11 protein-coding genes are annotated in these 13,262 nt (G+C 67.4%); 5 read left to right on the top strand and 6 right to left on the bottom strand.

Translation table 11 applies throughout. The annotated features are described in order from the left end of the window. Positions 1-13 precede the first annotated feature (13 nt). The 3 genes from ACLKOY_RS02285 to ACLKOY_RS02295 are packed head-to-tail and all read left to right on the top strand — an operon-like array spanning position 14 to position 4,198. Complete coding sequence (locus tag ACLKOY_RS02285) at positions 14-1,645, top strand: FAD-binding oxidoreductase (RefSeq protein ID WP_436452254.1); 1,632 nt, start codon at positions 14-16, stop codon at positions 1,643-1,645. Then, positions 1,638-2,549: a YegS/Rv2252/BmrU family lipid kinase gene (locus ACLKOY_RS02290; RefSeq protein ID WP_436452255.1), complete on the top strand. Its 912-nt coding sequence runs from the start codon at positions 1,638-1,640 to the stop codon at positions 2,547-2,549. Before ACLKOY_RS02285 ends, ACLKOY_RS02290 begins: the two co-directional genes overlap by 8 nt. Further along, a complete protein-coding gene (locus ACLKOY_RS02295) occupies positions 2,546-4,198 on the top strand; it encodes a GMC oxidoreductase (protein ID WP_436452256.1) in 1,653 nt (550 codons plus the stop codon). The genes ACLKOY_RS02290 and ACLKOY_RS02295 overlap by 4 nt, the downstream gene beginning before the upstream one ends. Positions 4,199-4,245: 47 nt before the next feature. Here ACLKOY_RS02295 and ACLKOY_RS02300 read toward each other — a convergent pair whose 3' ends face one another. From ACLKOY_RS02300 to ACLKOY_RS02315, 4 genes are all read right to left on the bottom strand, one after another. Next, positions 4,246-6,405 (bottom strand): 3-hydroxyacyl-CoA dehydrogenase NAD-binding domain-containing protein, encoded by a 2,160-nt coding sequence (locus ACLKOY_RS02300; RefSeq protein WP_436452257.1) that lies wholly within the window; start codon positions 6,403-6,405, stop codon positions 4,246-4,248. A 6-nt stretch (positions 6,406-6,411) separates the two neighbouring features. Continuing rightward, entirely contained in the window at positions 6,412-7,617 is a 1,206-nt protein-coding gene (locus ACLKOY_RS02305) for a thiolase family protein (protein WP_140037176.1), read from the bottom strand. A gap of 73 nt (positions 7,618-7,690) precedes the next feature. Next, complete coding sequence (locus ACLKOY_RS02310; protein WP_436452258.1) at positions 7,691-8,884, bottom strand: ribonuclease D; 1,194 nt, start codon at positions 8,882-8,884, stop codon at positions 7,691-7,693. Further along, positions 8,877-9,458 carry a DUF3000 domain-containing protein gene (locus tag ACLKOY_RS02315; protein WP_140037174.1) on the bottom strand — a complete coding sequence of 194 codons (582 nt, stop codon included), beginning with the start codon at positions 9,456-9,458 and terminating at the stop codon, positions 8,877-8,879. The genes ACLKOY_RS02310 and ACLKOY_RS02315 overlap by 8 nt, the downstream gene beginning before the upstream one ends. 25 nt (positions 9,459-9,483) lie before the next feature. Between ACLKOY_RS02315 and ACLKOY_RS02320 the strand changes: the two genes are divergently transcribed. Next, on the top strand, positions 9,484-10,638 hold the full coding sequence (locus tag ACLKOY_RS02320; RefSeq protein ID WP_436452259.1) for an alpha/beta hydrolase: 1,155 nt from the start codon (positions 9,484-9,486) through the stop codon (positions 10,636-10,638). On the opposite strand, the gene ACLKOY_RS02325 is transcribed toward ACLKOY_RS02320, so the two are convergent. Further along, positions 10,622-11,053, bottom strand: a complete 432-nt coding sequence (locus ACLKOY_RS02325; RefSeq protein ID WP_363570331.1) for a SufE family protein — start codon at positions 11,051-11,053, stop codon at positions 10,622-10,624. The genes ACLKOY_RS02320 and ACLKOY_RS02325 overlap by 17 nt on opposite strands. A gap of 19 nt (positions 11,054-11,072) precedes the next feature. Further along, positions 11,073-11,966 (bottom strand): sulfurtransferase, encoded by an 894-nt coding sequence (locus ACLKOY_RS02330; protein WP_436452260.1) that lies wholly within the window; start codon positions 11,964-11,966, stop codon positions 11,073-11,075. Between the two features lie 148 nt (positions 11,967-12,114). On the opposite strand from ACLKOY_RS02330, the gene zapE reads away from it, so the two are divergent. Continuing rightward, positions 12,115-13,167, top strand: a complete 1,053-nt coding sequence (gene zapE, locus ACLKOY_RS02335; protein WP_436452261.1) for a cell division protein ZapE — start codon at positions 12,115-12,117, stop codon at positions 13,165-13,167. Positions 13,168-13,262 lie beyond the last annotated feature (95 nt).

Consider the following 13,262-nt stretch of genomic DNA (forward strand, 5'->3'; position numbering starts at 1 on the left):
CACACTGTAACGCATGAGTCGAGAGAACGGCAGGGTCGCCGTGCGGTCGGAGATGCGCTGGAACGGCTGGGGCGATCCGGCGCGGGCATCGGATCTGCCGCGTGCGGTGCGGATGCTTCTGCCGTTGCTGCTGGGACGCGTGCAGAAGCCCGCAACGGCAGTGGACCTCGCCGATGTGCAGCTCGAGCCATCGTCGCTTCTCGGGGACGACCTGCAGGAGTTCGCGGTGGTGGTCGGAGCCGAGCACGTCGACACGACGGACGAGTCGAGGATCCGCCATGCAGGTGGTCGCTCGACACCTGACCTGCTCAGACGACGGAAGCGGCAGCAAGCTGCTCCGGATGCGATCGTTCTTCCCGCGAACCACGACGAGGTCGGGGCCGTGCTCCGGCTGTGCGCTGACCGGGGGATCGCGGTGATCCCGTTCGGCGGAGGGACGAGTGTGGTCGGCGCTCTCGACCCCGAGCGCGGCGCGCACCGCGCGGTGATCAGCCTGGATCTGCGGCGGCTCTCCGGCCTCATCCGTCTCGATGAGGTGAGCGGCGAAGCCCGGATCGCCGCAGGCACCACGGGTCCGGATGCCGAGGCGCTGCTGGCTGCCCGGGGATTCGAACTCGGGCACTACCCGCAGAGCTTCCGGTATGCCACGATCGGCGGGTTCGCCGCTGCGCGCTCGTCGGGTCAGAACTCGGCAGGGCATGGGCGGTTCGATTCGATGGTCACCGGCCTGAGAGTCGCGACCCCGACCGGAGACGTCGATCTCGGTCGATCACCGGGTTCCGCAGCCGGGCCCGATCTCATCAGGGTCTTTCTCGGATCGGAGGGCATCTTCGGAGTGATCACCGAGGTCTGTGTCCGCGTCCATCCGGTGCCACGAGAACGCGTCCTCGAGGCGTGGAGCTTCGCGGACTTCTCGCACGGCGTCGACGGTCTGCGGCAGGTGGCCCAGAGCGGTGGCGGCCCTACCGTCATCCGTCTCTCCGACGAGGCCGAGACCGCCGTCAGCCTCGCCCAGGTGGGCCGGATAGGGAAGGCACTCGCGAAGGGTGCGAGCATCGTCACGGTGTACGAGGGCGAGGGCATCGCCGAGCGTCGAGCGCGTACGTCGGAGATCCTGACGGCAGCGGGCGGAGCGTCATCAGGTGAGGGCGGTGCGGAGGGGTGGCTCGACGGTCGATTCGACGGCCCGTATCTCCGCGATTCCCTGCTGGATGCGGGGGTGTTCTGCGAGACATTGGAGACAGCGGCCACCTGGTCGAACCTGCAGCGACTCAGAGCAGAGGTCACGGCCGCTCTTCGCGAAGGATTCGCTGATGCCGGCGCGAAGTCGTATGTGATGTGCCATGTCTCGCACGTCTATCCCACCGGAGCCTCCTTGTATTTCACGGTGCTCGCGAACGTCCGATCCGACCCCCTGGAAGCGTGGGCGGGAATCAAGCGCCAGGTGAACGATTCGATCATCTCGGCGGGCGGCACCATCAGTCATCACCACGCGGTCGGTCGCGATCATGCCCCATGGCTCGAGCAGGAGATCGGAGCCACGGGGGTGCGGATACTGGCGGCGATCAAGCGAGAGCTCGACCCGACATGGATCCTCAACCCCGGGGCCGTCATCACGTCGGAGCGGTCGGACCGACGTGGCTGAGCACATCGCGCTGCTGTCGAATCCGTTCGCAGGCAAGGGGCGCGGAGCGCACGAGGCCGAGGTCGCGCTCGCTCATCTGCGCACCCGGGGCCTCGACGTGCGGGTGTACACGGGAGAGTCGGCGGCGTCCAGCCGGATGCTGGTGGCACAGGCACTCGATGAGCGCCCTCGGGTGCTCGTCGTCGTCGGAGGCGACGGCACGCTGTCCGGCATCCTCGACGCCGTGTGTGCGGCAGGCATCCCCGTCGTGCTGGTGCCGGCCGGCACCGGCAACGACCTCGCTCGGGCCCTCGGTCTGCCCCGCCGCGACCCGGTCGCCGCGGCCGAGGTCGCTCTGACCGGCGTGCCGCGCGCGATCGATGTCGGCGAGGTGCGTGCCGCGGGGCGGATCGACTCGTTCCTGACGATCGCCGCCCTCGGATTCGATGCGAAGGTCAGCGATCGCACCAACCGACTGCGCTGGCCGCACGGCGTGCTGCGCTACTACCTCGCCCTGGTCGTCGAGCTCGTGCGTCTCCGGCCGATGGAGTTCACTGTGTCGGTCGACGGCGAGCCGCCGTTCCAGGCGCCGGGAACACTCGTCGCGGTGGGCAACACCGAGAGCTACGGAGGGGGGATGCCCCTGTGCGTCGGGGCAGAAGCAGACGACGGGCTGCTGGACATCGTGCAGGTCGCGCCTCTGACACGACTTCGACTGCTGCGGCTGTTCCCCCTGCTGCTGCGTGGAGCGCACCTGACGAGATCCGAGGTGACCCATCGTCACGCTCGTTCCGTGACGGTGAGTGCTCCGGGGCTCGTGGTCTACGCCGACGGGGAGCGCATCGCTGAGAACGAGTGCACCATCGGCATCCGCCGCTCTGCTCTGACGATCCTCGTGCCCGCAGCTCAGGAGGTGCAGCGATGAGCGACGCCTCGCGCGATCGCCAGCACGGTCGTGCGTTCGACGAGGATGTCGTCGTCATCGGCTCGGGGTTCGGCGGCTCGGTGGCCGCGCTGCGTCTGGTGGAGAAGGGCTATCGCGTCCGTGTGTACGAGGCGGGTCGTCGCTTCGAGGACGCGGACTTCCCGAAGACCAACTGGAACGTCCGCCGCTACCTGTGGGCACCGAAGCTCGGCTGTTTCGGCATCCAGCGCATCCATCGGCTGCCGCACGTCATGATCCTCGCGGGTGCCGGGGTGGGCGGGGGGTCTCTCAACTACGCCAATACGCTGTATCAGCCCAGCGGCGCGTTCTTCGACGACCCGCAGTGGAGTGCTCTCGCTGATTGGGAGACCGAACTCGCGCCGCACTATGCGACGGCGAAGCGGATGCTCGGAGTGATCGAACGCTATCCGCACACCGGCCCCGTCGAGCGCATCATGGCAGGCGCAGCCGACGACCTGGGAGTGGGCAGCACGTTCCGGCACGCACCGGTCGGGGTCTGGTTCGGCAAGCCCGGCGAGCGCACATCCGACCCCTTCTTCGGCGGGGAGGGCCCTGATCGCACAGGCTGCACGCTCTGCGGAAACTGCATGGTTGGATGCCGCGTCGGCGCCAAGAACACACTGATGAAGAACTATCTCGCCCTGGCCGAGAAGCGCGGCGCCGTCGTCGAAGCACTGCGCACCGTGACTGAGGTGCGCGAACTTGCGGGCGGAGGCTTCGCGGTGACGACGGAGCGAAGCGGGGCATGGTTCCGGCGCGACCGTCGCACCGTCCGCGCACGCCAGGTGGTGCTGGCTGCGGGGACCTGGGGCACGCAGCAGCTGCTGCATCGGATGAGACGCGCCGGGGCGCTTCCGCGAGTGTCCGATGCTGTCGGCCGTCTCACACGAACCAACTCGGAGGCTCTCGACGGCGCCGTGGCCGTCGCGGTTCCGGCCTCTTTCGAGCTCGCCCGAGGCGTCGCGATCACCACGTCGTTCCACATCGACGCGAACACGCACGTCGAGAATGTGCGGTACGGGCCCGGATCGAATCTCATGGGCGCGCTCGCGTCGGTCATGGTGCCAGGCGACCGGGGACTCGGACGACGACTGGCGAGCATGATGCGTCAGCTCGTGCGAGCGCCGATCCGTCAGCTGCGTCTGGGATCGCTCCGACGCTGGAGCGAACGCGGCATCATCGTGCTCGTGATGCAGACCGTCGACAACTCGCTCACGCTGTCGCTGCGTCGACGTCTCGGGCGGCTGGTGATGACGAGCAGGCAGGGGCACGGCGAGCCGAACCCGAGCCACCTGCCGCAGGCGCACCGCGCGGCCGCGACGATCGCGGCGCGTGTCGAGAAGGAGGGTGGCGTCCCGGCGGCGGCCAGGGGATCATGGCCCGAGGTCTTCGGCATCCCGCTGACCGCTCATTTCCTCGGCGGTGCCGTCATCTCATCCACCCCCGAGACCGGCGTGATCGATCTCTACCACCGAGTGTGGGGGCATCCGGGACTGCACGTGGTCGACGGCGCCGCTGTGCCGGCAAATCCCGGGGTGAACCCGTCGCTGACGATCACCGCGCTCGCTGAGCGAGCGCTCTCGCACTGGCCACGCAGCGGCGAGGTCGACGAGCGTCCGACGCCGTAGACACGAAGGAGGGGGCCGCCTCATGGCGACCCCCTCCGATGTTCAGATCAGCGGTTCTCGATGCCGCGGATCTGCGGGCTGTGGAAATCGCCACCGAACGCCCGCTGCGACGCGCCCTCTCGGTCGAGGTACGGCGATGCGCCGCCATCGATGAACGGCCAGCCCGCGCCGAGGATGAGGCACAGATCGATGTCTTCGACCTCGGGCACGACGCCCTCGTCGAGCATCAGCTTGATCTCGCTCGCGAGGCCGTCCTGCACCCGCTTCAGGATCGTCTCCGCCGATGCCGGCGTCTTGCCGACGGCCGGCTTCAGCAGCTTCTCGGCCTGCTTCGTCCAGCCGGTGACGCGACCGCCCTTGTCCTTCTCGACGACCGCATCGAGCTCTGCGAGAGCGTGGAAGTTCTCGTTCGAGTAGAAACGGTCGGGGAACGCATGCGCCATCGTGTCCTGCACGTGAGCGGCGACCTTCCATCCGACCAGGTCGATCAGCTGGAAGGGACCCATCGGCAGTCCGAGCGGTGCGAAGGCCTTCTCGACATCCGTGATCGGGGTGCCCTCGTAGACCGCACGAGCTGCTTCGCCCATGACCTTCGCGAGCAGACGGTTCACGACGAAGCCCGGAGCGTCGGCGGTGAGCACCGCGTTCTTGCCGAGGTTCTTGGCGACCACGAAAGCTGTCGAGAGCGCGGCCTCGGAGGTGCCGGGCGTCTTCACGATCTCGATCAGCGGCATGACCGCGACCGGGTTGAAGAAGTGGAACCCGACGAGACGCTCGGGGTGAGCGAGCTTCGCACCGATCTCCTCGACGGACAGCGACGAGGTGTTCGTCGCGAGGATCGCGTCTTCGGCGATGACCTTCTCGATCTCGCCGAACACCTGCTGCTTGACTCCGACCTCTTCGAAGACGGCCTCGATGACGAAGTCGCAGTCGGCGTAGAGGCTCTTGTCGGTGGTGCCGGTCACGAGCGCTCGGAGCTTGTTGGCGGAGTCCGCGTCGAGGCGGCCCTTCGTCTCGAGCTTGCCGATCTCCTCATGGATGTACGCGACGCCCTTGTCGACGCGCGCCTGGTCGAGGTCGGTGATCAGCACGGGCACCTGCAGCTTGCGCACGAACAGCAGCGCGAACTGGCTGGCCATGAGGCCGGCGCCGATGATGCCGACCTTGGTGACCTTCTTGGCCAGAGTCTTGTCGGGGGCTCCGACCGGGCGCTTCGCGCGCTTCTGCACGAGATCGAAGGCGTACATCGAGGCGGCGAACTGATCACCCGTGACGAGATCGGCGAGCGCCTCGTCTTCGCGGGCGAACCCCTCGGCCTTGGTCCCGCTCTTCGCCTTGTCGAGCAGGTCGAGAGCGGCGTACGGAGACTTCGGAACAGTGCCGATCTTCGACTCGAGCATGCCGCGCGCCATCTTGATGGCGATCGGCCACTTGGTGAGACGCTCGATCTTGCCCGGCTCGTTCTTGCGCTCGACCTTCTTGCCCCCGAGGACGGCGTCCGCCCAGGCGAGCGAGTTCTCGAGGTAGTTGGCCGCGGGGAAGATCGCGTCGACGATGCCCAGATCGAAGGCCTGCTGCGGCTTCAGCATCCGGTTCTGCTTGAGCGGGTTCGAGATGACGACCTCGAGCGCGTTCTCGATCCCGATCAGGTTGGGCAGCAGGTACGCCCCACCCCATCCGGGGATGATCCCGAGGAAGACCTCGGGGAGAGCGATCGCGGCTGCGGATGCGTCGACTGTGCGGTAGCTGGAGTTCAGCGCGATCTCGAGACCGCCGCCGAGCGCGAGGCCGTTGACGAAGGCGAACGACGGGACGCCGAGCTCACCCAGCTTGCCGAGTACCTTGTGCCCGAGCTGCGCGATCAGACGTGCGTTGTCGCGCGAGCCGACCTTGCTGATGTCGGAGAGGTCGGCGCCGGCGGCGAGGATGTACTGCTTGCCGGTGATGCCGACGGCCTGGATCTCTCCGGCCGCCGCGCGTGCGGCGAGTCCGTCGAGCGTCTCGCCGAGGGCGGTGAGCGTGGCGGGGCCCAAGGTATTCGGGCGCGTGTGGTCGCGTCCGTTGTCGAGGGTGATCAGCGCGAGCACCTTGCCGGATGCGAGACGGATGTCGCGCACGGGGGACTGCGTGATCACCTCGCCGTCGGTGAGAGCCTGGATGGGGGAGAAGTCGACGTTCGCGTACTGCTCGGAAATCGAGTTGGCCATTGGGGCTTACTTCCTCTTCTTGCCGTCGTAGTGCGGGTTCTCCCAGATGACCGAGCCGCCCTGTCCGAGACCGACGCACATTGCCGTCAGGCCGTAGCGCACGTCAGGGCGCTCGGCGAACTGCGCCGCGAGCTGGATCATCAGACGCACGCCGGATGCCGCGAGGGGGTGGCCGAGTGCGATGGCGCCGCCCCACTGGTTGACGCGGGGGTCGTCATCGGCGATGCCGAAGTGGTCGAGCAGGGAGATGACCTGGATCGCGAAGGCCTCGTTCAGCTCGAACAGTCCGATGTCGGCGATCGTCAGTCCGGCCTTCTTCAGAGCCTTCTCGGTCGACGGGATCGGCCCGATGCCCATGATCTCGGGCTGCACACCTGCGAAGGCGAAGGACACCATGCGCATCTTCGGCGCGAGACCGAACTCCTTCACGGCTCCGCCCCCGGCGAGCAGCGACATCGTCGCGCCGTCGGTCAGCGGCGACGAGGTCCCCGCCGTCACACGACCGTGCGGACGGAAGGGGGTCTTCAGCGCGGCGAGGTCTTCCATCGTGGTCTGCGGACGACGCCCCTCATCTTCGGTGGCGAGGCCCCAGGCGCCGTCGGCGCCCTTGGTCGCGACCGACACGAGGTCGGGCTGGATCTTCCCAGCGTCGTATGCTGCCTGCACCTTGTGCTGGCTGAGCATGCCGAACCGGTCGGAGCGCTCCTTGGTCAGATGCGGGAAGCGGTCGAAGATGCGCTCGGCCGTGACGCCCATGTTGAGAGCGCCGGGGTCGACCATGCGCTCCGAGACGAAACGAGGGTTGGGGTCGGCGTTGCCGCCGATCGGGTGGTGGCCCATGTGCTCGACACCGCCGGCGAGAGCGAAGTCGTACATGCCGACGCCGATCGACGCGCCCATGGTCGTGACACTGGTCATCGCGCCGGCGCACATGCGCTCGACTGCAAGTCCGGGCACCGTCTGCGGAAGCCCTGCGAGGATGGCGACAGAGCGGCCGAGGGTCAGTCCCTGGTCTCCGGTCTGGCTGGTCGCGGCGATGGCGACGTCGTCGATGCGGTCAGCCGGCACGGCTGCGTTCCGCTCCATGAGGCCGATGGTCGCCTTGACGGCGAGGTCATCAGCGCGGGTGTTCCAGTACATGCCTTTTTCGCCGGCGCGCCCGAAGGGGGTGCGCACTCCATCGACGAAGAAGACGTCCGATATTTCGGCCACTCTGCCTCCAAGTTTGTGCGGTGGCCTCAGTCTATGGAGGGCCGGAAACACGGAGGAATCGGTTGGATCGAACCTACGAAGCGTCCGACGGGGGCTCGTCGGGGGTTTGCGCGGCTTCTACAAAGGCGTCGGCGATCTTCTGTGCGGTCTGTGCAATCTGCCACGGGCGCGCACCGAGTTCCGCGAGAGCTTCTCCGATGGCTTCTGGCGTCGTTCCCGGTACATCCCACGCCACCCGGCGGAGGTGATCGGGGGTGAGCAGGTTCTCCGTGGGCATCCCGAGCTCTTCAGCCGTGGCCTCGACGACGGGGCGGGCGGCCTTGAGACGAGCGTCGGCCTCGGGATTGCGGTCGGACCACGCCCGCGGCGGAGGCAGAGTGTCGCTCGGAACCCGCTCGCGCGGCAGCTCCTCTGTCGCGCGGCCGTCGACCATGGCCTGCCACCAGCGATCGAGCTGCGTGCGGCTCGCCCGACCTTGGAAATCCTTGATGCCTGCGAGTGCCTGCTTGCTCTGCGGGTTCGCGAGCACCGCAGCGATCAGCGAGCGATCCGGCACCAGACGCCCCGGAGAGACATCCTGATCCTGAGCGAAGGCCTCGCGAGCCTGCCACAGCGAGCGCGCGACGGCGAGGTTCCGGGCACCGCGCACCTGGTGGAGGCCGCTCAGACGACGCCAGGGGTCTTCGCGCGGAGGCTTGGGAAGCCGGGTGAGCGTGGCGGCGAACTCCTCTGCCGCGTACTCGGTCTTGCCCTGTTCCTCGAGTTCCGCCTTCAGCGCCTCGTAGACGTCGATGAGATGCAGCACGTCGAGCGCTGCGTACTCGAGCCAGGCAGCGGGGAGCGGTCTGGTCGACCAGTCCGCCGCCGAATGCTCCTTCTTGAGGGTGATGCCGAGCGTGTTCTCCACGACCGCAGCGAGACCTACTCGCTCGTGACCCAGCAGACGTGATGCGAGCTCGGTGTCGAAGATCTCCCGAGGCAGCAGATCGAGTTCGCGGAGCGACGGGAGGTCCTGGCTGGCTGCGTGGAAGACCCAGAGCGCATCGCCGATCGCCTCTTGCAGCGGGCTGAAGTCGCCGAGCGGGGGAGGGTCGAAGAGGAAGACGCCCGCGTCTCGGCGGAAGACCTGCACGAGATACGCCCGCTGGGAGTAGCGGAATCCGGATGCTCTCTCGACGTCGACGGCGACAGGACCCGTGCCTGCGGCCAGTGCGGCGCATGCCGCATGGAACTCCGAGACGTCGGAGATCACGGAGTATTCAGTCACGTGCTGCCTTTCGCGCGCCGATAACGGCGATGCCCTCGGAACCCGGCGGAAGACCCGCCAGCATCCCGACCAGTTCGACCCAGGCCTCGACATGGGGTGTGAAGGGGCCCTCGGGTGTCCAGGACGCCCTCAACTCTATCTGGGCGCCGTCCCCTTCGGCCGCGAGGCCACCGAACCCCTTCGACAGCGTCTTGGTCGACGTACCGGACGCGGAGTGATAGCCGGCGCCTCGGGAGTCGAGCGCGTCGACGAGCCACGACCAGGTGACGTCAGCGAGCAGGGGATCGGTGCCGATCTCCGTCTCCAGCGGCGCCTGGGCGAAGATCACGATGCGCCAGTCGCCGTCCCACGCCGCCGGATTGTCCGGGTCATGCAGCAGCACGAAGCGTCCGGTGCCGTATGCGGACTCTCCGCCGTCGTCCGGGCGGACATCGGCGGCGAGCGCGAGGGCGTGCGGAGCGAGGCCTTGCGGCGTGGGTATCTCGCGGATGGTGATGTCTGCGCGGAAGGCGATATCGCGCAGTTCGGCCACGGCGGCGTCGAAGATCGTCCCGGCATCGGGGTGAGCGGTCACGGCAACAGGCTAGAGTCAGGAAGCGATGAAGAGTCTCAGGCACGCCGTTGCGCTCCTTGTCCCTGCACTGCTCGCTCTCGGGACGGCGCTGGCCCTGCTCGTCTTCAGCGTGGCCCGCCGGGTCGTGATTCCTAAGAAACGCCCGGCTGACGTCGAGATCCTCGCTGTCGACACCGGTGCCCAGACGATCGAGCTCACGCGAACACGAGACACCGAGCTGCCGGGGCGATACGGTCTCTTCACCTCCGGCACGTACGGGTACGTCAAGCTCGGTGCTGTGCTCAGCGCTGACTCGACAACCGTGCGGCGCAAGCTGCTCACGCAGATCGAGCCCGGCGCTCGCGTCGACAGGACTGCGGCGTTCAGCGGCTGGTACTACTCCACACCCAGTGAGCTCCATCTGCCCTGGCAGAACGTGCTCATCGGATCGCCGGCAGGGCCGTGCCCGGCATGGCTCTTCCCCGGCGAGTCGTCGACGTGGGTGATACAGGTTCACGGCCGCGGCGTCACCCGAGCCGAGTGCTTGCGCGCAGTCCCGGTGCTGCATGCGGCCGGCTTCCCGAACCTCGTCGTGTCCTACCGGAACGACGGCGAGGCTCCGCGCAGCAGAGGTGGTGCCTACGCGCTGGGGGCCTCAGAGTGGCGTGATGTGGACGCCGCGGTGTCTTTCGCCCTGCGCCACGGGGCAGAGCGCGTGATCCTGATGGGGTGGTCGATGGGTGGTGCCGTCGCGATGCAGACCGCCCTGAACTCGGGCAACCGCGACCGCATCGCGGGGTTGATCCTCGAGTCGCCCGTGATCGACTGGCGCAGCGTGCTGCGCTTCCAGGCGCGGGCGGCGGGAATGCGGGCGCCGCTGCCTGATCTGGCGATGAGCGCGCTGTCCGTTCCGTTCACGGCACGGCTCAGCGGCGCGGAGAACGCGATCCCGTTCGACAGCCTCGACATGGTCGCGCGAGCCGAAGAGCTCAAGGTGCCCCTGCTCATCCTGCACAGCGACGATGACGGATTCGTGCCGGCCGATGCTTCGCACGCGCTGCAGGAGGCCCGCCCGGATCTCGTCACCATGCCGGCGTTCTCCGGCGCGCGGCACACGAAGATCTGGAACTACGACCAGACCGGGTGGAGCGACGCCATCACAGGATGGCTCGCCGCCCAGGGCTTCAACGCTTCTGCCTGACCTGGTTCTTGGCGCGCATGAGCATTCCGGTCATTCCGCCGATCCGCAGGGGCGACACGGCTCTGGTGAGCCCGATCGACTGGGGGTAGTCGTCGGGGATCGCCAAGACCTCATCGGCGGTGAGGCCGGTGATGCCCTGTACGAGGATGCTCGCGAATCCGCGCGTGGTCGGAGCCTCCGGCGGGGCCGTCGCGTGCATCGTGACCACGTCGTCGTTCACCTCGACGTAGATGTAGACGGGGGACTGGCACTCCGCGACGCGTTCGTACATCTCCGGATGGTTCGCGACCTCTGCGGAGACCTCGGGCAGCTCGTCCGAGTACTCCAGCAGGAGCAGCAGGCGATCCGCCTCGGGGGTCTCGAGGAATCCGTCGCGGATCTCGGCGAGGGTGTCAGGAAGTTCGCTCATGCTCATCCCTGCCATCCTTCCACGATCACAGGGATCCGGGCTCCGATCCGGTGACGATCGGGACCCGAACCGCGCTGCCCCACTCGGTCCACGAGCCGTCGTAGTTGCGGACGTTCTCGAATCCCAGCAGGTGCTTGAGCACGAACCAGGTGTGGCTGGAGCGCTCACCGATGCGGCAGTACGCGACGACCTCGTCGCCGTCTGCGAGACCGGCGCCGTCGCGGTAGATCGCATCGAGTTCGGAGCGTGACTTGAAGCCACCGTCTTCTGCGACCGCCTTCGCCCACGGCACGCTCTGGGCCGTCGGGATGTGTCCTGCGCGCAGTGCTCCCTCGTCGGGGTAGGCCGGCGCGGTGGTGCGCTCACCGCTGTACTCCTCGGGGGAGCGCACATCGATCAGAGGGCTGCCGATGTGTGAGAGGACGTCCTCCTTGTAGGCGCGGATGACTGAGTCGTCGCGCTCGACGACGGGGTACTCCGTCGGGGTGATCTGAGGTGCGTCGCGGGTGATCTCACGGCCCTCCGCGATCCAGCGATCGCGACCGCCGTCGAGAAGCCGCACGTCTTCGTGACCGAACAGCGAGAAGACCCAGAGTGCATAGGCGGCCCACCAGTTGTTCTTGTCTCCGTAGATCACGACGGTGTCGTCGCGGCTGATGCCCTTGCTGCTCAGCAGTTTCGCGAACCCCTCGCCGTCGACGTAGTCGCGAACGACCGGGTCGTTGAGCTCGGTGTGCCAGTCGACCTTCACGGCACCCGGGATGTGGCCGGTCTCGTAGAGCAGAACGTCCTCGTCGGATTCGACCACGACCAGTCCTGGTGTGCCGAGACGCTCGGCCAGCCACTCGGTGGTGACGAGCCGGCCGGGTTCGGCGTACTCGGCGAACTTGGACGAAGTGGTGTCGAACTCGATGGCCACAGGGATCTCCTCAGACGGTGAGCGGCGGGTGGTGCACAGTGTTGACGGCGTAATGTGGAGCCGATACTTCGACGATAGATCCACGCCGTGCGCCCTGCACCCGATTCGTAAGACTTCGACACAGGTGCGCACCCGACACAGGACCGTGATGACCGACACGCCCACCCGCACGGGCATCGTGCACCTGACCGATCGCCAGCCCACCGTCACCGGTCCTGAGATGCTCGCGAGCCTCGTGCCGCCGCCGCAGTTCGACGGGGCGACCTTCGACAGCTATCGGGCGGATTCCTCCTACCCCTCGCAGGAAGAGGCCAAGGAGACCCTGATCCGCTTCGCCGGACGCGGCGGGGCACCGGCGAAGCGCGGCGGCTTCTTCAGCCGTGCGAAGAAGGAGCCGGAGGTCAAGCCGGGCGTGTACCTCGACGGCGGGTTCGGCGTCGGAAAGACCCACCTGCTGGCGTCGATCTATCACGCGATGCCCGCGCGCAGGAAGTACTTCGGGTCGTTCATCGAGTACACGGCTCTGGTCGGCGCGCTCGGATACAAGAACACCGTCGACCTGCTCAAGGGCGCCGATCTGCTGTGCATCGACGAGTTCGAGCTCGACGACCCGGGTGACACCATGGTCATGACGCGCCTCATCGGCGAACTCGTGCCGACCGGCACCAAGCTCGCTGCGACCTCGAACACGCCGCCGAACGCGCTGGGTGAAGGGCGCTTCGCGGCTCAGGACTTCCTCCGTGAGATCCACGCGATGTCCGACAGCTTCCAGACGATCCGCATCGACGGAGTCGACTTCCGTCAGCGCGCGCTCGACGGGCACGCTGTGGTGAGCGACGCGGACACCTACACAGCTGCAGTGCAGGCCGGGTCGGCGGACGGGGTCGCCTCCGACGATTCCTTCGCCGACGTCATCCGTCATCTCGCCCGCGTGCACCCTTCGCGGTACCTCCGCGTGATCTCTGGACTCGACCTCGTCGGTCTGCAAGACGTGCACGTGCTGACGGACCAGTCGGAGGCTCTGCGCTTCGTCGCGTTCGTCGACCGCGTGTACGACGCGCAGATCCCGATCGTCGCCACCGGTGTGAGCCTCGATCAGGTGTTCGCGGAAGAGATGCTGAACGGCGGATACCGCAAGAAGTACCTGCGTGCTATCTCCAGACTCAATGCACTTACACACGCGGATCGCAGTGTCGCGTAACGCGATGTTCACACACGCGGCGTCTCTGTAACGCCGCCGCAACAAACCTCACGCATTCCGGAAATCGGGCGGCCTCACACTGAAGCTCTCAGTTT

The sequence above is a fragment of the Microbacterium sp. K2 genome, assembly GCF_051365005.1.
Classification (GTDB): domain Bacteria; phylum Actinomycetota; class Actinomycetes; order Actinomycetales; family Microbacteriaceae; genus Microbacterium; species Microbacterium foliorum_B.

What these genes read in the sequence shown, in the direction of transcription:
- ACLKOY_RS02285 (WP_436452254.1), top strand. Translation starts at nt 14, where the DNA reads ATGAGTCGAGAGAACGGCAGGGTCGCCGTGCGGTCGGAGATGCGCTGG.
- ACLKOY_RS02295 (WP_436452256.1), top strand. Translation starts at nt 2,546, where the DNA reads ATGAGCGACGCCTCGCGCGATCGCCAGCACGGTCGTGCGTTCGACGAG.
- ACLKOY_RS02300 (WP_436452257.1), bottom strand. Translation starts at nt 6,405, where the DNA reads ATGGCCAACTCGATTTCCGAGCAGTACGCGAACGTCGACTTCTCCCCC.
- ACLKOY_RS02320 (WP_436452259.1), top strand. Translation starts at nt 9,484, where the DNA reads ATGAAGAGTCTCAGGCACGCCGTTGCGCTCCTTGTCCCTGCACTGCTC.
- ACLKOY_RS02325 (WP_363570331.1), bottom strand. Translation starts at nt 11,053, where the DNA reads ATGAGCATGAGCGAACTTCCTGACACCCTCGCCGAGATCCGCGACGGA.
- zapE (WP_436452261.1), top strand. Translation starts at nt 12,115, where the DNA reads ATGACCGACACGCCCACCCGCACGGGCATCGTGCACCTGACCGATCGC.